This window comes from Ramlibacter aurantiacus (assembly GCF_016722895.1).
Classification (GTDB): Bacteria; Pseudomonadota; Gammaproteobacteria; order Burkholderiales; family Burkholderiaceae_C; genus Ramlibacter; species Ramlibacter aurantiacus.
Window position 1 is genome coordinate 647,967 of the sequence record NZ_JAEQNA010000001.1, and the last position, 26,012, is coordinate 673,978.

22 protein-coding genes are annotated in these 26,012 nt (G+C 70.2%); 11 read left to right on the forward strand and 11 right to left on the reverse strand.

Annotation, left to right across the window (positions count from 1 at the left end; all coding sequences use genetic code 11):
• Nucleotides 1-2: 2 nt before the first annotated feature.
• From JI739_RS02995 to JI739_RS03030, 8 genes are read left to right on the forward strand one after another with little or no spacing between them, the layout of a single operon-like run.
• Entirely contained in the window at nt 3-878 is an 876-nt protein-coding gene (locus tag JI739_RS02995) for a TauD/TfdA dioxygenase family protein (RefSeq protein WP_201682346.1), read from the forward strand.
• Nucleotides 875-2,122: a CaiB/BaiF CoA transferase family protein gene (locus JI739_RS03000; RefSeq protein ID WP_201682347.1), complete on the forward strand. Its 1,248-nt coding sequence runs from the start codon at nt 875-877 to the stop codon at nt 2,120-2,122. Before JI739_RS02995 ends, JI739_RS03000 begins: the two co-directional genes overlap by 4 nt.
• Nucleotides 2,119-3,534: an MmgE/PrpD family protein gene (locus JI739_RS03005; RefSeq protein WP_201682348.1), complete on the forward strand. Its 1,416-nt coding sequence runs from the start codon at nt 2,119-2,121 to the stop codon at nt 3,532-3,534. Before JI739_RS03000 ends, JI739_RS03005 begins: the two co-directional genes overlap by 4 nt.
• Nucleotides 3,531-4,490, forward strand: coding sequence for a Bug family tripartite tricarboxylate transporter substrate binding protein (locus JI739_RS03010; protein WP_201682349.1), 960 nt, complete (start codon nt 3,531-3,533; stop codon nt 4,488-4,490). The genes JI739_RS03005 and JI739_RS03010 overlap by 4 nt, the downstream gene beginning before the upstream one ends.
• Complete coding sequence (locus JI739_RS03015; protein WP_201682350.1) at nt 4,490-5,311, forward strand: HpcH/HpaI aldolase family protein; 822 nt, start codon at nt 4,490-4,492, stop codon at nt 5,309-5,311. The genes JI739_RS03010 and JI739_RS03015 overlap by 1 nt, the downstream gene beginning before the upstream one ends.
• Nucleotides 5,308-6,084 carry a citryl-CoA lyase gene (locus JI739_RS03020; protein ID WP_201682351.1) on the forward strand — a complete coding sequence of 259 codons (777 nt, stop codon included), beginning with the start codon at nt 5,308-5,310 and terminating at the stop codon, nt 6,082-6,084. Before JI739_RS03015 ends, JI739_RS03020 begins: the two co-directional genes overlap by 4 nt.
• Nucleotides 6,081-8,171: a hydantoinase/oxoprolinase family protein gene (locus JI739_RS03025; RefSeq protein ID WP_201682352.1), complete on the forward strand. Its 2,091-nt coding sequence runs from the start codon at nt 6,081-6,083 to the stop codon at nt 8,169-8,171. The genes JI739_RS03020 and JI739_RS03025 overlap by 4 nt, the downstream gene beginning before the upstream one ends.
• Nucleotides 8,161-9,870 carry a hydantoinase B/oxoprolinase family protein gene (locus JI739_RS03030; protein ID WP_201682353.1) on the forward strand — a complete coding sequence of 570 codons (1,710 nt, stop codon included), beginning with the start codon at nt 8,161-8,163 and terminating at the stop codon, nt 9,868-9,870. Before JI739_RS03025 ends, JI739_RS03030 begins: the two co-directional genes overlap by 11 nt.
• 41 nt (nt 9,871-9,911) lie before the next feature.
• Here the strand turns inward: JI739_RS03030 and JI739_RS03035 are convergent, their stop codons facing one another.
• The 7 genes from JI739_RS03035 to JI739_RS24805 all read right to left on the reverse strand — a co-directional run bounded on the left by JI739_RS03035 (nt 9,912) and on the right by JI739_RS24805 (nt 17,931).
• Entirely contained in the window at nt 9,912-10,211 is a 300-nt protein-coding gene (locus JI739_RS03035; protein ID WP_201682354.1) for a hypothetical protein, read from the reverse strand.
• A 49-nt stretch (nt 10,212-10,260) separates the two neighbouring features.
• Complete coding sequence (locus JI739_RS03040; protein WP_201682355.1) at nt 10,261-10,797, reverse strand: GNAT family N-acetyltransferase; 537 nt, start codon at nt 10,795-10,797, stop codon at nt 10,261-10,263.
• A gap of 11 nt (nt 10,798-10,808) precedes the next feature.
• On the reverse strand, nt 10,809-11,558 hold the full coding sequence (locus JI739_RS03045; RefSeq protein ID WP_201682356.1) for an SDR family oxidoreductase: 750 nt from the start codon (nt 11,556-11,558) through the stop codon (nt 10,809-10,811).
• 69 nt (nt 11,559-11,627) lie between these two features.
• Nucleotides 11,628-12,386 (reverse strand): sulfite exporter TauE/SafE family protein, encoded by a 759-nt coding sequence (locus JI739_RS03050; RefSeq protein WP_201682357.1) that lies wholly within the window; start codon nt 12,384-12,386, stop codon nt 11,628-11,630.
• Nucleotides 12,387-12,497: 111 nt separating this feature from the next.
• Nucleotides 12,498-13,286 (reverse strand): alpha/beta hydrolase, encoded by a 789-nt coding sequence (locus JI739_RS03055; RefSeq protein ID WP_201682358.1) that lies wholly within the window; start codon nt 13,284-13,286, stop codon nt 12,498-12,500.
• 30 nt (nt 13,287-13,316) lie between these two features.
• A complete protein-coding gene (gene katG / locus JI739_RS03060; protein WP_201682359.1) occupies nt 13,317-15,575 on the reverse strand; it encodes a catalase/peroxidase HPI in 2,259 nt (752 codons plus the stop codon).
• 160 nt (nt 15,576-15,735) lie between these two features.
• Entirely contained in the window at nt 15,736-17,931 is a 2,196-nt protein-coding gene (locus JI739_RS24805) for an ATP-binding protein (protein WP_201682360.1), read from the reverse strand.
• Between the two features lie 165 nt (nt 17,932-18,096).
• On the opposite strand from JI739_RS24805, the gene JI739_RS03070 reads away from it, so the two are divergent.
• Entirely contained in the window at nt 18,097-18,816 is a 720-nt protein-coding gene (locus JI739_RS03070; protein ID WP_201682361.1) for a S1 family peptidase, read from the forward strand.
• Between the two features lie 160 nt (nt 18,817-18,976).
• Nucleotides 18,977-21,028, forward strand: a complete 2,052-nt coding sequence (locus tag JI739_RS03075) for a PAS domain-containing hybrid sensor histidine kinase/response regulator (RefSeq protein WP_201682362.1) — start codon at nt 18,977-18,979, stop codon at nt 21,026-21,028.
• A 189-nt stretch (nt 21,029-21,217) separates the two neighbouring features.
• Here JI739_RS03075 and JI739_RS24810 read toward each other — a convergent pair whose 3' ends face one another.
• Nucleotides 21,218-22,474, reverse strand: a complete 1,257-nt coding sequence (locus JI739_RS24810) for a M24 family metallopeptidase (RefSeq protein ID WP_201682363.1) — start codon at nt 22,472-22,474, stop codon at nt 21,218-21,220.
• 58 nt (nt 22,475-22,532) lie between these two features.
• Nucleotides 22,533-23,825: a Rieske 2Fe-2S domain-containing protein gene (locus JI739_RS03085; RefSeq protein WP_201682364.1), complete on the reverse strand. Its 1,293-nt coding sequence runs from the start codon at nt 23,823-23,825 to the stop codon at nt 22,533-22,535.
• A gap of 155 nt (nt 23,826-23,980) precedes the next feature.
• Here JI739_RS03085 and JI739_RS03090 point away from each other — a divergent pair, with 155 nt between their 5' ends.
• Nucleotides 23,981-24,988, forward strand: a complete 1,008-nt coding sequence (locus tag JI739_RS03090; protein ID WP_201682365.1) for a Bug family tripartite tricarboxylate transporter substrate binding protein — start codon at nt 23,981-23,983, stop codon at nt 24,986-24,988.
• Nucleotides 24,989-25,031: 43 nt separating this feature from the next.
• Here JI739_RS03090 and JI739_RS03095 read toward each other — a convergent pair whose 3' ends face one another.
• Both JI739_RS03095 and JI739_RS03100 read right to left on the reverse strand, forming a co-directional pair.
• The gene (locus tag JI739_RS03095) at nt 25,032-25,472 is read right to left on the reverse strand and encodes a MarR family winged helix-turn-helix transcriptional regulator (RefSeq protein ID WP_201682366.1); all 441 of its coding nucleotides are present in this window, start codon (nt 25,470-25,472) and stop codon (nt 25,032-25,034) included.
• Between the two features lie 86 nt (nt 25,473-25,558).
• The gene (locus JI739_RS03100; protein ID WP_201682367.1) at nt 25,559-25,846 is read right to left on the reverse strand and encodes a hypothetical protein; all 288 of its coding nucleotides are present in this window, start codon (nt 25,844-25,846) and stop codon (nt 25,559-25,561) included.
• Nucleotides 25,847-26,012 lie beyond the last annotated feature (166 nt).

A 26,012-nucleotide genomic window follows, 5' to 3' on the forward strand; every position in this document is an offset into this window, starting at 1 on the left:
CCATGAGCCGCACACCCTCCACCGAACTCCAGATTCGCCCGCTGTCCGCGGGCCTGGGCGCCGAGATCGACGGCGTCGACCTCGCCGGGGAAGTGGACGACGCCACGTTCGCCCGCATCCAGCAGGCCTGGCGCGACCATCTCGTCCTGCTGTTCCGCGGCCAGCACCTGACCCACGAGCAGCACATCCGGTTCAGCGCGCGATTCGGCGAACTCGACGACCATGCCGCCATCCCCAACTTCCGCCTGCCCGACCATCCCGAGATCCTGCCGGTGACCAACCAGGAGATCAGCGGGCGCAAGCAGCCGGTGGGCCGGCAATGGCACTCGGATCTGTCGACCACGCTGCGCCCGGCGCGGGCCTCCCTGCTGCGCTGCGAGGTGATCCCGCCGGTGGGGGGCGACACGATGTTCACCAACATGTACATGGCCTGGGACACCCTGTCGGACACGATGAAAGGGATCATCGAGCCGCTGCACGCCGTGCATGACATGGGGGCGGCCCGGCACAACCGCCAGCGCGACCCCGCCGAGCTGGCGGCCGCCCGCAAACGCAACCCGCCCATTGCCCACCCCATGGTGCGCGTGCATCCGGAGACCGGCCGCAAGGCGCTGTATGTGAGCGAGATGACGACCACGGGCATCGTCGGCCTGACCGAGGACGAAGCCAGGCCCCTGCTCGAATTCCTGTACCGGCACTGCGTACAACCCGAGTTCACGTACCGCCACCGATGGGAGGTGGGCGACCTCATCGCCTGGGACAACCGCTGCACCATGCACCTGGCGCTGTCCGACTACGACATCGAGGTCCCGCGCAAGCTCTATCGCACCACCCTGCTGGGAGAACCCTCCGGGCGCCTGGTGGAGGAGCCGGCTTGAACGCCACGGCGACGCCGCCCACCGACCGGGCGCCGCTGGCAGGTGTCCGCGTGATCGACGCGGGCATCGCCCTGGCGGCGCCCCTGGCCGGCCATTTCCTGGGCCACTTCGGCGCCGACGTGATCAAGGTGGAGCCACCGGAAGGCGACTACGCACGGCACGCCGGCGGGGCGGCCCGCCATCCCGGCATGAACCCGTTCACCCTGCACACCAACCGGGAAAAGCGCAGCCTCGCGCTGGACCTGAAAACGGCGCAAGGCCAGGACGTGCTGGCGCGGCTGGTGCGCAACGCGGACGTGTTCCTGCACAACTTCCGCCCCGATGCAGCGGCCAGGCTGGGCGTGGCCTGGGAGGCCATCGCCGAGATCAATCCGAAGATCATCCACGTGCACGTGGTCGGGTTCGGCACGCGCGGCCGCTACGCGGGCCTTCCGGCTTACGACGACATCATCCAGTCCGCCGTGGCACTGCCGCAGCTGATGGCGCGGCTCGACGGCGGCGAGCCGCTGCTGGTGCCGATGGCCTGGGTCGACCGGCTGGTCTCCATCACCGCCTACGGCCACATCGCCACCGCGCTGTACGGCCGCGCGCAGGACGGACTGGGCCGGCGCATCGAAGTGCCCATGTTCGAAGTCGCGGCCCACCTGGTGTTATCGGACCACCTGTACCTGCGCACCTTCAGGCCAGCGCTCGGCCCGGCGGGCCACTTCCGTTTGCTGGACCCGAACCGCAAGCCCCACCGCACCGCCGACGGGTACCTGTGCGCGATGCCCACGCACGACCGGCACTGGGCCGCGATCTTCTCGCTGGCCGGCCGGCCGGAGCTGCTGCACGACCCGCGCTACTGCAACATGCGCCAGCGCATGGCGCACATCGAGGAACTGACTTCCCTGCTGGCGCGGCTGCTGGCCACGCGCACCACCGCCGAGTGGGTCGAGGCCCTGCGCGCCGCCGACGTGCCCGTGATGCCCGCGGTCGGCATCGACGAGCTGGTCGACGACCCGCACCTGGCGGACGTCGGCTTCCTCGAGCCGGCGCGGCACCCGACGGAAGGCGACATCTTCAACCTGCGCCTGCCGGGCGACTGGTCCGACTGGCAGCCGGGCGAGAGCCGTCCGGCACCCCGCTGCGGCGAGCACAGCCGCGAGGTGCTCGCCGAGGCCGGCTACTCCATGGCGGACATCGAGGAGCTCATCGAGGCGGGCATCAGCCTGGCGCCGCACGAGGAGGTGAAGGCCCGATGACACACGCCGCCCACCTCCCCGTCGCCGCCGCCCTCGTGCGCGAACTCGTGGCCGCGGAATCGCGCGAGCCCTCCGCGTCGGCCTATGGCAAGGCCGCGGTCTGCCTGCTGGACTTCATGTCCTGCGCCTTCGCGGGCCGCCAGCTGCCCTATGCCCGGCAGGCCATGGATGCGGCAAGCCCCTGGACGGTGCCCCACGGCGCACCGGTCATCGCCACGACCCTGCGCCTGGCGCCTGCCGAGGCCGCATTCGTCAACAGCGTCATGGCGGCCTCGGCATCGCGCACCGACATGCACCCGGCGAGCACGTCCCATCCGGCGGCGGTGGTCTTCCCCGTCGCGCTGGCCTGCGCCGCCATCGCGCCGACAAGCGGCCGGGACTTCCTGCGCGCCGCCATCGTCGGGTACGAAGCCATGGGGCGGCTCGGGCGCATCGTGGTGGACGAGCGCTTCAAGCGCACCTTCCGCTCGACGTCGGTGATCGGCACGATCGGCGGCGCGCTCACGGCGGCGCGCTTGCTCGGCCTCGACGAGCCGCAATCCGTCCATGCCCTGGCCATTGCCGCCAATGCGGCCGCGGGCCTGCAGGAGTGGGCGGTCAGCGGCGAACTCGACCTCTTCTACCAGCCGGCCAACGCGGCGCGCGCCGTGCTCGGCGCCGCCTTGCTGGCCCGTGCCGGCGCCACGGCTTCGCCGACCATCATCGAAGGGGCGAGCGGCTTCCTGAACGCCTACGGCGGACTCGACCGTGCGGCCGAACTCCTGCAGCGGCGCGACGAGTGGGAGATCGAGCAGGTCGAATACAAGCCGGTCGCGGCCTGCGTGTTCGTGCAGGCGGCAGCGGCGGCCGCGCACCGGCTGGTGCGCGAGCAAGGCGCGGTGGGCCGCGAGGTGGAGCGCGTCCGCCTGCGCACCTTCGCGCCGGCGCTCGCCTACCCCGGCTGCGACAACCCCGGCCCGATCGACGAGCTGCAGCCGGCGCGAATGAGCATCCAGTACACCGTCGCGTCCATCCTCGCCCGCGCCGACCTGTCGGACCAGAACTTCGTCGAGATCGACGACCCGCTGACACGCCGGCTGACGCCACGTATCGAACTCGCTGCCGACCCCGCCTTCACCAGCGCCTTCCCTGCCCGGCAGGGCGCCGAAGTCGAGGTCGAACTCGCCGAGGGCCGCATCCTGCGCTCGCGCGTCGACGCGGTGCCGCCCTACACCGACGACCTTGTCCTCACGCGCTTCCGCCGCGTCGCGGCCGCCCTGTACCCGCCCGAGCGCACCGCCGCCATCGAGCAGGCCTGCCTCGGGTGCGCGCAGCTGGCCGACGTCGAACCGCTGCAATGTGCCGACCCGCAGCCGCGTGCCGCCAGAGCCCCTGACAGCCGATCCACCCCCCCGAAGGAGATAGAGAGATGACGAAGCGCAAGATTCTTTCCGCCGTCCTGCTGGCATTCGCGGCCACCACCGCGCAGGCGCAGTCCTTCCCCTCCAAGCCCTTGAAGGTGTACATGCCGGGCGCACCGGGCGGCTCGTTCGACACGATGACCCGTGTCGTCATGAACCGCGTGTCGGAACTCGTCAGGCAGCCCGTGGTGGTGGAGAACTACCCGGGTGCCGGCGGCATGGTGGCGGTGGAGCGCTGCCTCGCGGGCGCGGCGGACGGCTACCACCTGTGCGTCACCTACACCGGCAACCTGGCCATCGCCCCGTACATCTTCCCGAAGATGGCCTACGACCCGGTCAAGGACCTCAAGCCCGTCGCACTGCTCGGATCGGTTCCCTTCGTGCTCGCCGTGCCGGCCAGCTCACCCTACAAGTCGGTCAAGGAACTCCTGGACGACGCCCGCGCCAAGCCCGGCAAGATCAGCTACGCCTCCGGCGGCAACGGCACCGGCGGACACGTGGGCGGCGAGTTGATCAAGTCGTCCACCCAGGTGCAGATGACCCACATCCCGTACCAGGGCGCGGCGCCGGCCTCGGCGGCCCTGCTCGGCGCCCATGTCGACTGGTCCTTCGAGGCCTTGCCGACCTCGCTGCAGAACGTGAAGGCCGGCAAGCTGCGGGCGCTGGCCGTGAGCACGCCCAAGCGCCAGCCGGACCTGCCGGATGTCCCGACCATGGCCGAGCAGGGCTTTCCCGACTTCGACCTCACGAGCTGGCTCGCGATTTCGGTGCCTGCCGGCACGCCGGACGCGGCGATCACGCAGCTGAACGCGGCGCTGAACAAGGCGCTGGAGATGCCCGAGGTCAAGGAGAACTACGCCAAGCGCGGCGCGCAGACCCTGGGCGGCTCGGCCGAGCAGTTCGGGAGCTTCCTGCAATCCGAGCTGGTGCTTTACAAGAAGGTGATGGGCAAGGCGAAGGCCGACTGATGGCTGGCCTTTCATCCGACGGGGTGGGTGCGCGCAACCGGCGCCCCAGCCTGCGCGACAGGCTGGGCGGAAATCGGCCGCTGGTGGGCATGCAGTGCTTTTCGGCGAGCCCGGTGCTCGTCGAATGCATGGGCGAGGCCGGCTTCGATTTCACGGTGCTCGACATGGAGCACTGCCCGACCCAACTGGAGACGGTCGCGCACCTGATGCGCGCGGCCGATGCGCAGGGCATGGCCTGCCTGGTGCGCGTACCCGACCTCGATGCGCCGCTGATCGGCCGCACGCTGGATCTCGGCGCCCAGGGCATCGTGCTGCCGCATGCCACGGTCGAACGCGCACGGGCCGCCGTGCGGGCCGCGCGCTATGCACCGCAGGGCGAGCGCGGCGCATGCCCCGTCGTGCGCAGTGCCGGGTGGCTGCCGGCCGATTGGGACGCGCATGCGGCCCGCTCGGCCCGCGAAACCCTGGTGGTCCCCCTGGTGGAAGACGAGGCCGGCGTGGCGCAGATCGACGACATCTTCGCGCTCGACGGAATCGACATCGTCTTCCTCGGGCCCTTCGACCTGGCGATCGCCATGGGCCTGGGCGCCGCGGATTTCAGGCATCCGCGGCTGGCCGACGTCCTCGACACGGTGGTGTCCGCCGCGAGGCGCCATGGCAAGCACGTGATGTCGACGGTCGGCGCGACCATCGACGAAGCTTATGCCGAGTCGCTGCGCGAGCGAGGCGTGCGCCTGCTCAGTTTCAGCGCCGATGTCGCCGTATTCATGGCCGCTTGCCGCCGGATCGCCCGGCTCGGCCAGTCCCAGGAGAGCTCATGACCCCGACTGCCCGCAAGCCCTGGCAAAGCGCCATCGCCGAATTCACGCCCGACGGCATCAACGTGCGCGGATACGACGTGCTGAACGATCTGGTGGGCCGCATCGACTTCGGGGAGATGGTCTACCTGCTGCTCACGGGCGAACTGCCCAAGGGGCAGGAAGGCCGGATGATCAACGCCGTGTTCGTCGCGGTCGCCGACCACGGCATCTCGCCCTCGTCCACCGTCACCCGCTTCGTCCAAGCGGCCGGCGTGCCGATCCAGTGCTCGGTCGCGGCCGGCGTGATGATGTTCGGCGACATCCACGGCGGCGCCGGCCAGGAACTGGCGCGAAACGTCCAGGCGCTGGTGGCTGAAGCGAAGTCGTCCGCGCGTTCCTTCGACGAGGTGGCACAGGATTTCGTGGCCGCCCACAAGCGGATCGACGGCTTCGGCCATCCGCAGCATCCCGAGGGCGATCCGCGCACCAGGATCCTGTTCGAGCTTGCCGACGCGTATGGCGTCGCCGGCGACCACATCGCGATGACGCGCGCGCTGGAGCAGGCGCTGGCCCGGCGGGCGCGGCGGCCGATACCGGCCAACATCGATTCGGCCATCGGCGCGATCGCGCTCGACCTGGGGCTGGACTGGCGGCTGGCGCGCGCCCTGCTCGTCATCCCGCGCACGGCCGGCCTGTTCGCGCATGCGCACGAAGAGATGACCCGCGAGCCCGGTTGGCGGCAGGTGCCCATGGACCAGATCGGCTACGACGGCCCACCGCCGCGCCAGCCATGACGACATCGTCGGACATCATCATCGCCATCGACATCGGCGGGACCTTCACCGACCTGGTCGCCTACGACGCGCAAGGTGACCGCCTGGTCCACACCAAGAGCCTCACCACCTACGGCGACCTGGCCGAAGGCATCTTCAGCTGCATCGAACAGTTGAACCTGCCCTTGCCGAGAGTCAGGCTTCTCAAGCACGGCACGACGCTGGTCATCAACGCGCTCATCCAGCGAAATGGTTCGCGCACCGGCTTGCTGTGCACCAAGGGCTTCCGCGACGTGCTGGAGATCGCGCGCGGCAACCGGCCACTGCCCTTCGAGCTGTCCTATCGGCGCGATCCTCCACTGGTCAGCCGCGACCTCCGGCTCGAAGTGGATGAGCGGATCGACGCCCGCGGGGAGGTGGTCGTCCCGCTGCGGGAGGACGACGTGCTGCGGGCCGCACGAGCCCTGGTCGAACGGGGCGCAGCGGCCATCGCCGTCTCGTTCCTGAACGCCTACGCCAACCCGGACCACGAGGCCCAGGCGACGCGGCTGCTTCGCCGCGAGTTCCCCGGGCTGCATGTCTGCGCGGGCACCGAACTCTCCGGCGAGTGGCACGAGTACGAGCGCACCTCCACCGCTGCGGCAAACGCGTCGGTCGGCCCGCTGATGGCCGACTATCTCCAGCACCTGGAAAGCGCGCTGTCGCAGCGAGGCTGTTCCGAGCCGGTCCTGATGATGAGCTCGAACGGCGGCATGCTCTCGGCCGGCAACGCGGCCCGGATGCCGATCGGCCTCGTCGAGTCAGGCCCTGTCGGCGGATGCATCGGGGCGGCCGAACTCGCCCGGGCGTTGGACATCGATCGCGCCATCGCGTTCGACATGGGCGGAACGACAGCCAAATGCGCCGTGATCGAGCATTTCGCCTTCAACGTCGAATCCACCTACTACATCGGCGGCTACGAGCGGGGGTTTCCCATCCGTGCGCCGGTGCTGGACATCGTGGAGGTCGGCACCGGCGGCGGCTCCCTGGCGTGGGCCGATCCGCAGGGACGGCTGCACGTCGGCCCGCGCAGCGCCGGTTCCACGCCGGGGCCGGCCTGCTACGGCCGTGGAGGACGAATCCCCACCATCACCGATGCGAACCTGCTGCTCGGCCGGCTCAATCCGGACCGGTTCCTGGGCGGCCAGATGAAGCTGGACGCGGAAGCCGCCGAGCGCGCGCTGGCGACCGGGTTGGGGGACCCGCTCGGCTACCAAGGCCAGGACCGGCTGTGCACGCTGGCGAACGGCATCGTCCGCATCGCGACCCAGAAAATGGCCGAGGCCATCCGCCAGGTGTCGGTCGCCCGGGGCAAAGACCCGCGCGACTTCGTGCTGATCGCCTATGGCGGCGGCGGTCCCCTCCATGCGGTCGAACTGGCGCGCGAGCTGGGCCTGTCTCGCGTGGTGATCCCCAGCGAGCCCGGAAACTTCTCAGCCGCCGGCATGCTCCTGGCCGACCTGCGCTGCGACCGCCGGGCGACGCTCCTGCGTGCGGTGGATGAAGACGGCGTCCGTGCGGCAGGCGACATGCTCACCGGCCTTCAGGCGGCGGCGACGGCGGAGATGCTGGCCGACTCGCGGCCCGCCGCCGTGCGGGGGGAATGGTTCTGCGAGCTTCGGTATGTCGGCCAGCATCACACGATCAAGGTGCCCTTCGATCGGGAGGCGACGTCCGAATCACTGCACCAGGTGTTCAGGGACACGTACCGGCAAACCTTCGGACACCTCAACGAGCGATCGCCCATCGAGTTCGTCGGCGTTGCCGTGGTGGTGATCGGCGAGATCCCGAAGCCGCCCATGCTGGGCGCGACACGGGCGCGCGCGCGCAGGCGGCCGGTCGAGACCCGGAGCGTGTTCTCGGCTTTGCTGGGCGGGAAGGTCTCGGCAAGCATCGTCGACCGTGAATCGATCGAGCCGGGAACGGTCGTCGAAGGCCCGGCCCTGCTCGAAGAGTACGGCTCCACCACGCTGCTCGACATGGGCGACCGGGCCGTCGTCGGCGCATTCGGCGAATTGATGATCACCTGCGCGCCGCCACGCGCCGTGGAGTTGCCCCATGAACGATGAAGCCCGGCCCGGTGCGATCGATCCGATCACGCTGGAAGTGATCCGCTGCGGGCTCGTGGCGATCGCCAACCAGCTCGACGCGAACATCGCGCGCACCGCCTACAGCCCGATCGTGTACGAATACAAGGACTACGCGGTCGGCATCCTGGACGCGGAAGGCCGCCTGATCTGCCAATGCACCGGCGGCATTCCCATCTTCATCGCGGACATCATGGGGGTGGCCATCCGCGACGGCTTGTCGATCCATGGCGCAGGCGGCATCCGCCAAGGTGACGTGATCATCAGCAATCACGCCGGCACCATCGGGCAGCACCTGAACAACGTGGTGATGTACACACCGGCCTTCCATGACGCAAGCGAGCAGCCCGTCGCGTTCGTGGCGATCGTCATGCACTGGATGGACATCGGCGGCCGCGCCATCGGATCGGTGTCCATGCATGCGACCGACATCTTCCAGGAGGGCATCCAGTTCCGCAGCGTGAAGCTGCATGCCGCCGACCGGCGCTGCGAGGACATCTACCGGATCATCGAGTGCAACACGCGGTTTCCAGGAATGGTCCTGGGCGACATCGAGGCCCAGGTCGCCGGGTGCCGGATGGGCCGGGCGCTGGTCGAGACGCTGGTGGCCCGCTACGGCCTCGACACCTTCCGGTGCGCGGTGGACACCATCTGGGACCAGTCCGAAGCCTCCGCCAGGGCCGCCATCGGGTCGGTGCCCGACGGCACCTACAGTGCCCGTGTCGAGATGGACGACGACGGCACGGCCGACGGGGGCCGGCTGCCCATCGAGGTGCACGTCCGGGTCGAGTCCGGGGTCCTGACCGTCGACCTGACCCGACTGCCCGACGAGGTGGCGGCACCGATCAATTCCGGGGCACATGGCGGCGCCCACACCTGCGCCCGGATCGCGTTCAAGTACCTCTTCGCCCCCGAAGAGGCGGCCAACGAAGGGACGTTCCGGCCGCTGCGGCTGGAACTGAGGCAGGGGTCGCTGCTGAGTGCTTCATCGCACGCGGCCATGGGGCGCTACAACGCGCCCATGCCCACGGTCATCGATGCCATCATTCGCGCGCTGGAGCCCGCGATGCCCGGCCAGGTGGCGGGCGGGCACTTCGGCACGTTCGCTTCGGTGCAGTTCGTGGGACGGCAGCCGAAGACCCGGGCGCTGTTCCAGTGCAACGACAGTGGGCACGGCGGCTGGGGCGCCACGCAAGGCCACGACGGCTCCGGGCCGTTTCGCACGATGGCGCATGGCGACACCCGCATCGTGCCCACCGAGGTCCAGGAGGCGCTCTATCCCCTGCGGATCGACGAGTTCTCGCTGCGGCAGGACTCGGGCGGCGCCGGGGAGTTCCGCGGTGGCCTGGGTTTGTGCAAGCGCTATGAGATCCTGGGCGAGCTCACCCTGGTCACCTATTTCGAGCGGACCGCCAGCCCGCCTTGGGGCGTTTGCGGTGGCGGGGAAGGCGCCGTCGGACAGGTGCTCGTCGCCGAAGGCGGCCGGGAACCCGTGCCGATGCTCAAGGGAGAGAGAGCCCTGGCTGCCGGAGACCGGGTGGTCGTGCTGACCGGAGGCGGGGGAGGATACGGCCCCCCTCCAGACCGCCGCCCCGAGAAGATCGCGGAGGACCTGCGCCTGGGCTATGTCAGCCCGGACTGGGTGCGCAAGCACCACCCGGATGCGCAAGATGGCCGATAGCCAGGCGCGGCGGGTTCGGCCGGTTTGCTGTCGCGGCCCGATCAGCCCGCGTCCTGCAGCAGACCGGCGATCGCCTTCACGTGCGCCTCTTGCAGCACCTGCGGCTTCACTTCGTCTTCCTCCGCGGTCTCGTTCTCGTGCGCCTGCAGCGCGGCCCGCAGTTCCTCCTTGCTGTCCCAGACGATGACCTCGGTCTTCGGGCACAGGTGCCGCATGGTGTGGTACCAGTAGTAGCCGTCCGCGCCGCCGAACAGCTTGTCGATGGCCGACAGGTCGTTGGGCTTGATGCGGTGCTGTTGCAGGATGTCGTCGAGGCGGCGATGGGAAAGCGTGAAAGGCATGGGTGGCGCGCAGGCGGTGCTGCTGACGTACTCGTGATGGCCCTCGATTTTACGAGGCGGTGTCGGTCAGGCACGTCCGGCACAAGCGGCGCTGCATCAGCACCGTATCCACCCATTTGCCATGCTTGAAGCCGACGTCGACGAGGACGCCCACGCGGCGGAACCCGAGGCTCTCGTGCAGGCGGATGGAAGCGTGGTTGGCGCTGTCGCCGATCACGGCGACCATCTGCAGGAACTCTCCGCCCGTGGCGGCACGGACGAGTTCGCCCATGAGCTGCCGGCCGATGCCGCGGCCCACGCAGGCCGGATCCAGGTAGACGCTGCTCTCCACCGTGTGGCGGTAGGCGGGCCGGTCCCGGTAGGGGCCCGCGTACGCGTAGCCGACGATCGCCTCGCCGCACTGCGCGACCAGGAAGGGGCCGCTGCGCCCTGTCACCGTGCGGAACCGGGCCGCCATGTCCGCGGCACTCGGTGGCTCGAGCTCGAACGTGCAGGTGGAATGCAAGACGTAATGCGCATAGATCCGCGCGAGCGCGGGCATGTCGGTCTCCTGGGCGGGCCGAACCCGAGTGGTTCCCTGTTCCATGGCGTCCTCGCTCACAGTCCGCCGGCGACCCGAAGGACCGTTCCCGTCACATAGGAGGATCGGTCGGACACCAGCCAGGCGATCGCCTCCGCGATCTCCCGGGCCTCGCCGATGCGGCCCATCGGGATCCTGGAAGCCACGCGGGCCGGGCGGTCGGGGTCGCCCGCCGCGGCATGGATCTCGGTCCTGCTGGTCCCGGGCGAGACGCAGTTGACGCGGATGCCCTGGGCGGCGAGCTCCTTGCCGAGGCCGATGGTGAAGGCCTCGATGGCGGCTTTCGAGGCGGCATAGTGCACGTACTCCCCCGGCGCGCCGAGCGTGGCCGCGATGGAGGAGACGTTGACGACGACGCCCGGCCGGGCCTGGTCGAGCCATCGCTTGACCACCGCCTGCGCCAGGGCGAACACCCCGAGCACATTGACATCGAGGATCCGCCTCATGCTCGCCAGGTCCGCTTCGACGAAAGGGCCCAGCGGGCCGGTGATCCCGGCGTTGTTCACGAGCCCGACCAGGGGCGCGGCTTCCGACGGAATGCGGGCCAGGATCTCCGGTGCGCACTGCGCATCGCCGGCGTCGGCCTGCATCGCCCAGGCGCGGCCGCCCCGGCTGCGCACGCGGCTCACCACATCCTCGGCCGCACGCGCCTGGCTCAGGTAGGTGAAGCAGACGTCCCACCCCTGCGAGGCCAGGAGGAAGACCGTTTCGGCGCCGATGCCGCGGCTGCCCCCGGTGACGAGCACGGTGCCCAGGTCCCTGTCCATCGACTGCTCCTGTTTTCGACACGGCATGTTAGGGCCTGTCCACGCTGTTTTCACGTGCGCGAACGGGCCCTAGTGGTCCGCTGGAACATGGGCTTCCTTCGCGATGAGCGCCAGCCCCAGCAGGCCGAAGACGGTGAAGAGCATCGTCCTGAACGCAGGGGCGGAGATCCGCCCGCGCAGCTGGATGCCCAGCCACATTCCCAGCAAGGCGCCCGCGAGGGCCACGATCCCCTGCACGCTGGACAGCGCTTGCCATGACGCACTCCATCCGAGCGAAGCCCCGAGGGCGACCGTGCAGACGGTGAACGACAGGCCCAGCGCCTGCACCATGCGCTCCTTCTCGAAGCCGAGCATCTGCAGGAACATCACCATCGGGACCATGAACACGCCGGTCGCCGCGGTGAGCGCGCCGGTCACGCAACCGACCACCAGCGAAGCCGCCAGCATCGCGCCGCGGGACAGCCGCAGGCTGATCTCGGGACGAGCCAGCCCATGGGCGGCATAGGCGATGAGCAGCGTGCCCAGCCCGATGCGTACGGTCGCGGCGCCGCTGGCGAGGGACGGCAGTGGCGTGAGGAGCGCTCCGGCGAGGATGCCCACCCACATGGGCCACAGCAGGGCGCACAGGGCGAGGAAATGCCGTCCCACGCATTGCGCCAGGTTCGTCAACAGGGACGGCAGGACCAGCAAGGCCGCCGCATGGGCCGGCGGCATGAACAATCCCAGCAAGCCGATGGCGACCGTGGGAAGCCCCATGCCCGAGATGCCCTTCGTCGCCCCGGCGGCGACGAACACGACGGCGATTCCCGTCAACGACAGCATGTCCATGCGGCAAGTGTCGGCGGTCGCGTGCCCCCGTCGCGCGGGATGTTCCGAAACGCCGATCCGGCGGTGAGGAATCGGTCCCGGAGATGCAGGCGCCCTCGGCGGGCGGCCGGCTCAGCGGCTCCCGTCCAGGAGTGTCTCGACCCTCGCCCGCCACCAGCCGGCATCGACACGATCCGGCCAGTCGTTGTGGTCGCTGCCACGGATCACCACCAGATGCGCGGGCCCTTGCAGCGAGTCGTATAGCGCCGTGCCGAATGGGGCCGGGACGATGCGGTCGTGCTCGGCCACGGCGACGATGGCCGGCCGGTCGAAGGCCGCGAGCCGCGCCGTGTTGTCGTACTCGTCGCGCAGCATCCATCGCACGGGCAGCCAGGGATAGTGGTAGGCGCCCACCCGGGCGAGCTGGTCCCAGGGCGTGAGGAGCAGGAGCCCGGCGACCCGGTCGGCCTGCTCCGCGGCCGCAGCGGCCGCGACCGCGGCGCCCAGCGATTCACCCATCAGGAGCAGCGGCCCGCCGTATCGCCGGTACGCGAGGGCCACCGTTTCGCTGGCATCGGCCACCAGGCTCGCCTCCCCCAGCGCACCGGCACGGGGGCCGTAGCCGGGGTACTCGGCCAGGATCACCCGCAGGCCCAGCGGCACCAGGGCGCGCGCGTAGTAGGCGCGGTGGCCCGCATGGCCGGCATTGCCGTGGAACACGATGGCGGTGGCGCGGACCGGGCCCCCGGGCTCCGCCACCAGCCCCCGGAAGTCGGCCGCCGACGGCCACGGCTCCAGCCCGTCGCCGGCCATGCGCTCGACCGTCGCCTTCGCCGGAAAGTAGAGCAGGCGGTCCTGCGCCACGAAGATGGCCGCCAGCGACAGCAGCCCGGCGAACCCGATCGCGAACACGGTGGCCATGGAGATCACCGGATCGCATCACGCCGTGACTCAGGCCGCCGCGACCACCATGCGCCGGCGGGAGCGCCCGCCGGCGAGCAGGTCGTAGCGGTCCAGCATCATCACCTTCTCCCAGGCCGCGATGAAGTCGCGGACGAACTTCTCCCTGGCATCGTCGCTCGCGTAGACCTCGGCCAGGGCGCGCAATTGCGAATGGGCGCCGAAGACCAGGTCGGCGGACGTGGCGGTCCAGCGCCCGGCGCCCGTGGCACGCTCGCGGCCTTCGAACAGGTTCTTCTGCGTGCCGGAGGGTCGCCAGGCGATGCCCATGTCGAGCAGGTTGACGAAGAAGTCGTTGGTGAGCTGTCCCGGCCGGTGGGTGAAGACGCCGTGCCGCGACTGGCCATGGTTGGCGCCGAGCACGCGCAGGCCGCCGACCAGCACCGTCATCTCGGGCGCGGTCAGCTTCAGGAGGTTGGCCCGGTCCAGCAGGCGCGTCTCGGGCGACAACGGGTCGCCTTCGCGGAAGTAGTTGCGAAAGCCGTCGCCCACGGGCTCGAGCACGTCGAACGCCTCCACGTCGGTCTGCTCCTGCGATGCATCCGTGCGGCCCGGGGCGAAGGGAACCGTGAGGGGCGTGCCCGCGTCCCGGGCCGCCTTCTCCACGGCGGCGCAGCCGGCCAGCACGATCAGGTCGGCCAGCGAGATGCGCTTGCCGCCGGAGGGTTCGCCGTTGAAGCCGTCGCGGATCCGCTCCAGCGCCTGCAGCACACGGGCCAGTTGCGCCGGCTCGTTCACCTCCCAGTCCCGTTGCGGTGCGAGGCGGATGCGCGCGCCATTGGCGCCGCCGCGCATGTCGGTGCCGCGGAAGCTGGCCGCCGCACCCCAGGCGGTGGACACCAGCTCGGCCACCGACAGTCCGCTGTCCAGCACCTGGCGTTTCAGCAGGGCCACCTCTTCAGGGCCCACCAGTTCGTGGTCGACCGGCGGCACCGGGTCCTGCCACAGCTGCGGCTCGGGCACCCAGGGGCCGAGATAGCGCGAGCGCGGACCCATGTCCCGGTGCAGCAGCTTGAACCAGGCCTTGGCGAAGGCATCGGCGAGCTGGTCCGGGTGGTCATGGAAGCGCCTGGCGATCGGCTCGTAGATCGGGTCGAAGCGCAAGGCCAGGTCGGTGGTCAGCATCATCGGCGCGTGCCGCTTGGCCGGGTCGTGCGCATCGGGCACCGTCCCCTTCGCCTCGGGGTTCCTGGGGGTCCACTGCTTGGCACCGGCCGGGCTGGTGGTCAGCTCCCAGTCGTACCTGAACAGGTTTTCCAGGAAGCCGTTGTCCCACTGCACCGGGTTGTGGGTCCACGCGCCCTCCAGCCCGCTGGTGAGGGTGCAGCCGGCGTTGCCGCTGCCCGCCCTGTTGTGCCAGCCCAGCCCCTGCGCATGCATGGGGCAGCCCTCGGGCTCGGGACCCAGGTTGTCTGGCGACACCGCGCCGTGGCACTTGCCGAAGGTGTGGCCGCCCACGATCAGCGCGACCGTCTCCTCGTCGTTCATGGCCATGCGGGCGAAGGTGTCGCGGATGTCGCTGGCGGCGGCCTTGGGATCGGGATGGCCGCCGGGACCTTCGGGATTCACGTAGATCAGTCCCATTTGCACGTTGGCCAACGGGCCCGTGAGCGTGCGCTCACCGCTGCCATAGCGCTCGTCGCCGAGCCAGGTGTCCTCGGGCCCCCAGAAGACTTCCTCGGGCTCCCACACATCGTGCCGGCCGAAGCCGAAGCCGAGCGTCTTGAAGCCCATGTGCTCCAGGGCGACGTTGCCCGCCAGCACCAGCAGGTCGGCCCAGGACAGGCGCTGGCCGTACTTCTTCTTGATGGGCCACAGCAGGCGGCGAGCCTTGTCGAGGTTGGCGTTGTCGGGCCAGCTGTTGAGAGGGGCGAAGCGCTGCTGCCCGTCGCCGCCACCGCCGCGGCCGTCGACCGTGCGATACGTGCCGGCGGCATGCCAGGACATGCGGATGAAAAGCGGCCCGTAGTGGCCGTAGTCCGCCGGCCACCAGTCCTGCGAGGTGGTCATCACTTCCACCAGGTCACGCTTGAGCGCCTCGACGTCGAGTTCCTTGAAGCGCGCCGCATAGTCGAAGTCTTCTTCCAGCGGACAGGACAGGTTCGAATGGGTGTGGAGCACCGAGAGGTCGAGCTGGTCGGGCCACCAGTCGCGGTTGGTGCGCGGCCGGCCGGACGACTTGGGTTGCGGCGAGGGGATCGCGGGGTTCTCGCTCTCGCTGGCGCTTTGGGTGTGCTGTTTGTCAGGCATGGCGGTCTCCAGGCAGGGATGTGATCGGACCGGGCAAGACTAAGACCATCGAGCCCATGGACCGATGAAAGTTGCCAATCGATGCGATTGAGCTTGTCGGTAGTTCGTGCCCGGTTCGATCGAGGACAGCCAAGGTGCCGGCCGCACCACGCCCACGGCGTCAGGAGCTCCGGCCGACCGCCCCCAGTGCCGCCAGAAGCCGGGCCGGCGGGCAAGGCTTCTGGACCACTTCGAAGCCCCCCGCGGCCGCCTGCTGCAGTTCGTCGCTGTACCCGGTCATCAGGATGACCGGGAGGTGGGGCCGGGCCGACTGGAGCCACTTCGCGAGGCCCAGCCCGCTCAGGCTGCCGGGCATGCGGATGTCGCTCAGCACGACATCGACCGGCACGCCCTCCCGCTCGACCAGGGCCTTCGCCGCGTCGGCCGAGTGCGCCAGGCTGACCACGCAGCCTGCGGCTTGCAGCACCTCGTGGGTGATCGTCGCCAGGTCGGCGTTGTCCTCGACCAGCAGCACCCGCAGGCCCTTGGCCCGGGCCCCGGCTTCCTCATCCGCCGCGGCCTTCTGCGCCGACGCCTGCTCGTGCGCGAACGGCAGCACCAGCCGGACGGTGGTTCCCTCGCCCACGGTGCTGCTGATGGACGCGCTACCGCCCGCCTGGGTCGCGAAGCCGTACACCTGGCTCAGCCCGAGGCCGGTGCCATGCCCCACGGGCTTGGTCGTGTAGAACGGTTCGAAGACTTTCTGCAACTGCGCCTCGTCGATCCCCATGCCCGAGTCGGCCACCTCGACATGCACGAACGGCGAGCCGTCCGGCGCGTTGTGGGCCCGCAGGGTCAGCAGGCCACCCTCGGGCATGGCGTCGCGGGCATTCACGGCCAGGTTGATCAGGGCGAGTTCGAGCTCCGAGACGTCCACGAAGATCGGGCAAGTGTCGGCAGCGACCTCGCAGCGGGTCTGCACGTTGCCCCTCAGGGTGGGACGTACCAGGGCCATCAGGTCCACCAGGTGACGCTGCAGGTGGACCGCTTCGGGCTGCACGTGCTGGCGTTTCGCGAAGGTCAGCAGCTGGCGGGTGAGCTTGGTCCCGGTGGCGATGGCCCGGTCGATCCCGCCGAGCAGGCCGCTGCCCTGCAGATGCGGGTTCTGCATCTTCAGCAGGTGCGCGTTGTTGGCCACGACCATCAGCAGGTTGTTGAAGTCGTGCGCCACACCGCCCGTGAGGTGCCCGATCGCCTCGAGCCGCTGGTTCTGGATGATGGCCTGCTGCGCCCGGGCTGCCTCGCCCAGCGCGGCCTGCACGCGCGACTCCTGCGCCAGGGCCGCATCGCGCAGGCCCTGCCCGGCCTCGGACATGGCGGCCTGCACCTCGTCGGCCTCGATCAGGCCGGTGGGCTGGCGCGTCACGGGGCGGCCCTCCCGCAGTTGCCGCGACGACCTGGCCAGCTGCAGGACCGGGCCCGAGATGCCGCGGCCGGCGTACAGGGCGCCGAGCAGGCACAGGCCCAGCAGCAGCCCGCCGATGGCGGCAAAGCCCAGCAGGCTGGTCGACGAGACATCCAGCTGCTCCGCCGGCACCCCGATGACGAAGCTCCACCCGTAGTTGGACGCCCGGCTGAACGTGGAATACACACGCCGCCCATCCACCGTGGTGGTCTCGAACGCGCCTTGCGAAGCCGCCGAGAGCCGCTCCAGCATGTCGGGCGTCACTCTCCTGCCGACCACCTGGTCAGCCCCGACGTTGCGCGCCACCACGGTGCCCTCGCGGTCGACGATCGAGCCGATCCAGCCGGGGGGCAGGACCTGCTCCTCGAAGATCTTCTGCAGCTGCCCGGCGAACCCGCCCATCGAGAGGTAATAGATCACCCGGCCTTGGCGGATGACCGGCACGTCGACGGCGAACGACCACTGCTTGCCGATCGGGGCCATGTAGAGGCCTGACACCAGCGTGCCCTCGGGCTGCGCACCGCGCCGCCCGCTGAAGACCGTCCGGGGCAGGTCCGTGGTGCCGTACGGCCTGCGCGTGTTGAGGAGCTGCTGCCCGGTGAGGTCGGACAACGTGACCACCATCCCGGGCGTCCGGGCCGCTTCGGCCGCGTACTCGTGGAAGACGGCCAGGTCGGGCCCGTTCAAAGCTGGCGAATGCGAAAGCGTGCGCAGCAGGGCTTCCCGCGACGCGATCTCGCGCTCGACCAGCAGGGCCAATGCACTGGCCGAATCCTTGATGCTGTCCTTGAAACGCTGCCGCTCGACCTGGTGGGCCCAGATGCCGACCGCGACCAGGACGGCCGCCACCGGCACGGTGGTCGCGAGTACCAGAAGCAGCAGCCGGGCCTGGACGGATAGGGACTTCTTCACCGGGCGGATTATTGCTGGGGGTGGGCGGGCGCGGCGTCGCCGCATCGCGCGATGTGGTCGCGTGGCGTCGATGCCCCACATGAAGCGCGGGCCGCCGGACCAGAGCGGCGCGACTTCATGCCATGCTGCGGTACCCGCCGCACCTGGCACACCCATGGCCACCCTGTGATCGACCCACTCCTCTTCTGCGCCGCCCGCATCACGACCTATTCGGGCCCCTTGCGCCTGACCGACGCCAGCGGCTTCTTCTACGAGCGGGCGCACCGCCTCTTCCTGGTGACCAGCCGCCACGTCTTCCTGGACGACGCCGGTGGCCACCGACCGGACCGCATCGAGTTCATCGTCCACACCGACGCCGCCGACCTCACGGCCTGGGCCACGCTGTCGGTGCTGCTCTACCGTGACGGCGTGTCCCAGTGGCGCGAAGGCGTGGATTCGGGCGGCGCGGTGGACGTCGCGGCCATCGAGCTGGAGCGAGACGTGCTGCCGGCCTCGGCCGTGATGCATCCGTTCCGGCCCGAGCTCTGCGCGGCCGCCGATGCGGCCCTGCCGCCGGGCGCGCCGGTGCTGGTGGTCGGCTTTCCGCTGAGCTTCTTCGACACGCGCCATTACCTGCCGGTGGTGCGCAGCGGCAGCATCGCCTCGGCCTACGGCATCCGCTTCCAGGGGCAGGGCTATTTCCTCACCGATGCCCGCACCCACCGGGGCACCAGTGGCGCCCCCGTCGTCATGCGCAACACCGCCCCCGGCTCGGCCTTTCCCTGGACGCTGCTCGGCGTGCATTCGGCCAGCTTCGACATGCAGACGCGGGAAGATGAGCTGGACGAGCGGCTCGGCCTGGGTTGCGCCTGGTACGCCGGAATCCTGGACGCCTTGACCCGTTAGCGGCCACCGGCTGTGGCGCTTGTCCTACGCAAGCGCCGGGGCGGCCACCGCATCCTGCGCCGTGAGGCTCACCGGCGTGGCCTTGCCGCGCCCGTCAGCGGCTTGCGAGGGCCTGCAAGGGTTTGCCCTCCCGCTCACGGTCCATTGCTTCACGAACCGAATGAAATCCGATCCAGCACAAGCCGTCGTGCCTGCATTCCTCGATGGCGGCGGCGAAGTGGGCGCGCTGATGCGCCGCCACGACTGGTCCGGCTCCTGCCTGGGCCATCCATCGGCGTGGCCGCAATCATTGCGAACCGTCGTGCAGCTGATGCTCGGCAGCAAGTTCCCGATGTTCCTCGCCTGGGGCCCGCAGCTGTGCCTGCTGTACAACGACGCGTACGCCGAGATCCTCGGCGCCAAGCACCCGGCGTCGCTCGGCCACCGCTTCGACGAAGTCTGGGCCGAGATCTGGAGCGATGTGCTGCCACTGGTCGAGCAGGCCCTGGCCGGGCAGGCGGTCTTCCACGAGAACCTGCCGTTGACCATGCACCGGCACGGCTATGACGAGCCCGCCTGGTTCACCTTCTCCTATTCACCGCTGCGGGATGAAAGCGGCGGCGTGGCGGGCATGTATTGCGCCTGCGTGGAGACGACCGACCAGGTCATCGCCGAGGCCTACCGCGACGCCGAGAACGAGCGCTTCCGCACCTTGTTCGACCAGGCACCTGGTTTCATGGCCATCCTGCGTGGGCGCGACTACGTGTTCGACCTCACCAACGACGCCTACTCGCAGCTCGTGGGCCACCGGCCGGTGCTGGGCAAGCCGGTGCGCGAGGCCCTGCCCGAGGTGGCGGAGCAAGGCTTCATCCAGTTGCTCGACCGCGTCTTCGACAGCGGCGAGCCCTTTGTCGGGCACTCGATGCCGATCAAGCTGCAGCGCGTCCCGGACGGCCCGCTCGAAGAGCGCTTCGTCGACTTCGTGTTCCAGCCGATCCGCGACACCCGAGGCGTCATCGCCGGCATCTTCGCGGAGGGCAGCGACGTCACCGAGCGCAAGCGGGCCGAGGAAGAGCTTCGCCAGCTCGCCGCCAACCTGGCCGAGGCCAATCGGCGCCAGAGTGAATTCCTTGCCACGCTGGCGCATGAGCTGCGCAATCCGCTGGCCCCCATCCGCACCGGCCTCGACCTGATGCGCATCAGCGGCGATCCTGCGATAGCCGCCAAGAGCCGACAGATCATCGAGCGGCAGCTGGACCACCTCGTCCATCTGGTGGACGACCTGCTCGACGTGGCCCGCATCAGCACCGGGAAGATCGAACTGCGCAAGGCGCTGGTACCGCTCAGGCAGATCGTCCACACGGCGGTGGAAGCGGCCCTGCCCGGCATCGAGGCCAAGCACCAGGACTTGCGCGTGCGCATGCCCGACGATGCGATCTGGCTCGATGCCGATGCCCACCGCATCGCGCAGGTGATCGGCAACGTGCTGACGAACGCGCGCAAGTACACCCCCGACCACGGAACGATCGAGTTGTCCGTCCGGCGCGAGCGCGGTGAGGCGATGATCGTGGTGGCCGACAACGGGGTGGGCATTTCGCCCGACGCGCTGCCGCACATCTTCGACCTCTTCACGCAGGCCAGCGAAGCAGGTGGCCACGCGCAAGGCGGCCTGGGCATCGGCTTGTCGCTGGTCAGGAGCCTGACCGAGAAGCATGGCGGAACGGTGGGCGTGACCAGTCCGGGGCCCGGGCAAGGCGCCACCGTCACCATCCGGCTGCCGTTGGCGCTGCCCGGACCAGCGCCTGCCGAGACCGCGCAGCCGTCCCGCCCCCGGGACACCGCCAGGCAGCGTCCCCTGCGGATCCTGGTGGCCGACGACAACCAGGACGCGGCCGAACTGCTCAAGGAGCTCGTGCGCAGCCAGGGCCACGAGGTGCGCACCGCCCACGACGGCGCGAGCGCGCTGGACCTGGCGCGATCCTTCGTGCCGGACCTGGCCCTGCTCGACATCGGCATGCCCGGCATGAGCGGCTACGAACTGGCCAAGGCGATCCGGGAGGTGCCCCAGCTGCGCTCGACGCGGCTCGCCGCCATCACCGGCTGGGGCGCCAAGGAAGACCGCGAGCGCTCGCAGGAAGCGGGCTTCGACCATCACTTCACGAAGCCGGTGGCCTTCGGGGTCTTGAACGATCTCATCGCCCGGATGGATCAGGCGCGGCGGGCGGTGGACTGACGCGCGGCGACTGCCCGCCATGATGCCGACGACGAAGATCGATCCCGCGACGATCGAGGCAGCGCCAAAAGACCGCCCACGGCGCTGCCCGGATAGGTCGCGGCATGGAACTGCGCCGCCTCCAGGGCGGTGCCGTCGAGCCCGAGGCAGGCCATCGCACGCGTGCGCACGTGCCGGGTGGGCGGCCCGTCAAGCTCGGTAGAAAACCCGCGTCGGCAGCTCGTTCAGCTCGACTGCGCCCCCGGCCGAGACGACCACCCCGGCGCCGATGTTCACGCGGCGCATGCCCAGGCAGGCGTTGGGTTCGAGCTCCAGCCCCATGCCTTCGCGCAGCACCAGCTCGCCGCGCCGCACACCGGGCATCTGCCCGCCCTCGACGCGCTCCTCGCGCGTGCCCGCCAGCTGTCCGCGGTTCACCGGCGTGAAGGCGGTGCCGCCGAAGGTGAGCGTGTGCAGCAGCGGGGTCTTGCTCCAGCAGCCGGACTGCGCGATGGGCTCCTCCATTGCGCGGGCCACATCGGCGAAGCTGGCGCCGGGGCGCACCGCCTGGACGCCGCGCCGATAGGCGGCGCGGGCCACCTCCTCGCAGCGCCGCACGTCGTCGTGCACCGGCTCCAGCGCCACGCACATCTGCACCTGCGCCTCCTGCCCACCGTAGGTGGTGTGGATCTCCGCCTGCACCAGGTCGCCACGCGCCAGCGTGCGCGCGTGTTCTGCGCGGAAAGTCCAGCGCGGCACGCCCCAGCCGATGTTGTCGGGGCCGGACTGCAGCGACAGGAAGGGGTAGCGCAGTTCGCAGCCATTGCGCAGGACCTCGCGCGTGACCTCGGCATACACCTCGGCTTCGGACACGCCGGGGACACAGGCTTCGGCCATCACCTGGCAGGCGCGCTCGCTCACCTGGGCGGCGTACCGGAGCAGCTCCAGTTCCTCGGCACTCTTGACCAGCATGAAGTCGGTGAAGTCGCGCGTGAAATCCACCCAGCGCGCTTGCGGGCAGCCTTCGCTCAGCACGCGCCAGACGCCTAGCGGAATCAACCCGTCGGCCTCGCCCGGTGCGGTGGGGCCGAAGCCCACCACGCCGATGCAGGCCGCACCCAGCTTGCGCTCGGCCAGCAGCTTCACCACGCCGGCCGCGCCGTTGCCCACGCGGTAGTCGCTCGTCCACACAGGCCAGCCGCGCCGCTCGCTCTCAAAGGCGCGCGAGATGCGGGCGGTGGCGAAGCCGATGACGGTAGGCTCGTGCGCATGGTCCAGCAGCACCACGCCGTCGATGAAGTCGTCGACGAGGTAGGACTCCAGCCGCTCGCGCCCCTGGAAGCTGCCGACCACGATGGCGTCGATGCCGCGCTGCGCCATCAACTGGCGCAAGCCGGCCCAGCGGCGGTCTCGCTCGCCCAGGGTCAGCACCGGCCCGACAGTCGCCGGCCGTTCACGCGCGCTCACGGCAGGCCCCTGCGCCCGACGCGCCGCGAAGCCATGAACGTTCGGGCGGCCGTGCGGCTCATGCCAGCGCGGTGGCGCCGTGCAACAGCGCCAGCTGGTAGCGAACCTCGACGTGGGGGCGGATGTCCAGGATCTCGGCCGTGGCACCGGCTTCGGCGCGGGCCAGGTCGGGGTGGGCCTGGTCTTCGCGCAGGCCCCACACCTGCGGCAGGATGCCCGGCGTGCGCGTCCAGTGGCGCAGCGGTCGCCCAGCCTGCAGGGCCGACAGCTCGCGCCGCCACAGCCGCCGGATCACCGTGACGCCGATGTCCGAGCGGCCCAGCCGCTCGGCCTCGCGCGAGGCGATGGCGCCCTGCCCCACTTGCGCCACGTCGTCCTGCAGCCGCACCAGGTCCACGCGGTCGGCCGGCACGTCGCGCATCGACAGGCGCCCGGCCAGGATGTCGCGGCACACCTCCTGGTGTGCCAGGTCGATCTGCGCCCGGCGCTGCAGGCGCCGCTGCTTGAAGCGCTCCGCCGCCTCACCCCCGATGGGTACGCGGTGCAGGCTGAACTGCATGTGGTGGTGGTCGTCGACCGGCACCCACCAGAACAGCGACTCCTGCCAGTCCACGTCCTGCTCGTTGGGCAAGGCGGTCATGTGGAAGATGTTGGGCATGCCGAACTGCTGCACGCGCTGGCGCCCGTCGGTGCGGGTGAAGGTGTACGTCACGCCCCAGTCGGACTCGTCGGCGCGCAGCGCACTGCCCAGCCCGATGCCCTGGAACGAGGCCCGGTTGTCGCCGTGCACAAAGCCGACGTGGGACATGTCGAGCGCGTTCTCCAGGTTCTGGAAGTAGTTGCAGTCGCGCGCGTACGAGTCGATTTCCAGCAGACCGTCGAACTGCTCGAACTCGCGATAGCGCGGCAGCGGCGGCGGCTCGCCCTCGCCGAACCAGGCGAACACCAGTCCGAGGTACTCCCGCACGGGCCAGGTCCGCACCGCCATGCGATCAGTGCCGGCGGATGCCTCGGCCGGGCGCTCGACGCAGCGGCCATCGGGCGCGAACTTCCAGCCGTGGTACATGCAGCGCAGGCTGTCGCCCTCGACCCAGCCGGTGGACAGTTGCGTGCCGCGGTGCGGACAGCGCGCCTGCAGCAGCCGCAGGCGCCCGTCGTCGCCTCGGTAGAGCGTGAACTCGCCGCCCATGACCTTCAGCGGAAGGGCGCGGCCGGCGGGCACGTCGGCGCTGTGATAGACGGGCTGCCAGAAGCGCCGGAGGTAGTCGCCCCCCGGGCTGCCCGGCGCGCAACGCACCAGGTCGTCGTCGGCCAGCGCAGCGGCGCCGGCGGTGTTCAGAACCGTGTTCAAGATCGAAAGCTCCTGCTGCCAGGCACGCAGCTTCCGCGAGCTTAGTTGTAGGCTGCAACTAATTCAACCCCGGTCTTGCGAGCAATTGACCGGTCGCGCCCGCCGCTTCCAGAATCGCGGCGATCGCCCACCTCAACCCACCGGAGCCGACTCGCATGGACCAGGACACGCCCCTCTCCCGCCCTCAGCCTGGCCGCAGGCGCGCGCTGCTCGCCCTGGCCGCCGCCGCCGCGGCCGGTGCCTGGCCGGTTCGCGCGCAGCAGACGGGCTTTCCCAGCAAGACGGTGCGCATCGTGGTGGGCTTTCCGCCGGGCGGCTCATCCGACAGTGCCGCGCGCATCCTCGCGGAAAAGCTCGCGCTCGAGTGGGGCAGCCCGGTCATCGTCGAGAACAAGCCCGGTGCCGGCAGCACCATCGCCACCGCCCAGGTCGCGTCGTCGCCGCCGGACGGCCACACCCTGCTGCTGATCGCCCCCGGCACCCACGCGGTCTCGGCGGCGCTGTTCTCCAACCTGAGCTACGACCCGGTGCGCAGCTTCACCAGCATCACGCAGGTGGGCGCGGGCACCTACTTCCTGCTGGTGAACGCGGACACCCCCTACAAGACGTTGAGGGACCTGCTCGACGACGCGAAGGCCCGCCCGGGTGCCGTGACCTATGCCTCCACCGGCAACGGCTCCGGTTCGCACCTGGTGGCCGAATCGCTGGGCAGCGCGGCCGGCGTCAAGTTCCTGCACACGCCCTACAACGGCGCCGCGCCGGCCACGCTCGCGCTACTCGGCGGCCAGGTGCAGTTCGCGGTGAGCGACATCTCGGCCATCGGCCATCTCCAGTCCGGCAAGCTGCGCGCACTGGCCGTCACCTCGAACCGGCGCTCGCCCCTGGTGCCCTCGGTGCCCACCATCGCCGAGGCCGGCGTTCCGCAGGCCGAGTACGTGCTCTCCGTGGGCCTGGTGGGCCCGGCCGGTGTTCCGGGCCCGGTGGTCGATCAGCTTCATGCCGCGGTAAGCAAGGTGCTGGCGCTGCCGGACGTGCGCCAGCGCATGGCCGCCCTGGGCTTCGACGCCGAACCCAGCAGCCCGCAAGCCTACGGGCAGACCATCGCGTCCGACGTGGACAAGTTCGGCAAGCTGGTGCGGCAGGTGGGCCTGAAGACGAGCTAGGGCCTGTTCGGCCGCAACCCGGAGGGAACGGGGCCGGAACCCCTCAGTCCAGGCGCAGCTCCTGCTCGAGCTGGTCGAGCGCGGCGAACAGGCGCTCGGTGTCGCGCTTGGGCAGGCGTTCCAGCAGGGCATCCTGCAGTTGGCTCACCTGCTGCGCGATGCGGGCGTTGCGCGTGCGGCCCGACGCCGTGGGCAGCAGGTCGATGGTTCGCCCGTCGGCCGCGCTCACGCGGCGCGTGATCAGCTTCTTTTCGACCAGCGACTTCACCGCGCGCGAGATCGCCGATTTGTCCAGCGTCACCCAACGCTCCACCTCCGAGGCCGCCAGCGGCGCGAACTCGCACACGACGCTGAGCACCTTCCACTGGTGCGTGGTCAGACCCTCTGCGCCATAGGCCTCGGCGATGCGGCGGCCGATGAGGAAGTGCAGCATCGACAACCGGTACGACAGGTTGTGATGGAAGGCGTGTTCGGGTGCGGGCATGCGGAGACGAAGAACCGTGGCGCGGCGATTCTAGGTTCGCCCACGCCCCTGCTGGCGCGGCACGTCAAGGCGCGCGTCGCCAGCCCCTAATCCGATCCGCCGCGCTCGGCCGCCGCCCGGTCGGCGTCCGCTCCGGGGCTGCCGGTCTGCCCCTGGGGGGCCATGGCTTCGGCGGCCTCGTGCGCAACGATGTGGCCGCTGGTCCCGACGGCATCGGCGGTCACCTCCGGCAACGCCGGCTCGGGGCCGCTGTCGTGCGAATTGCCCGCGCGGCCGTGCTGCTGCTCGATGTCGCTGGCGCGCGCCACCTCGGCTTCTTCCTTCGTCGTGCCCGAAGGCCTCTCCTGGGCCGGGTCGCGATGGGTCGGGGTCATGCGGGATCTCCTGGATCCTCGCAGTCTCGGTCGCAGCCGGGGTCGCGGGTGTAGGAATCGGCCCGCCATGCTTGCCAGCCCTGGTGCACCCCAGCCGCATCGCGCACGACCGCCGGATGTCCATGCACCCCCCACGGCACGCCCGTTGGAATCCGCGCGCGGCCAT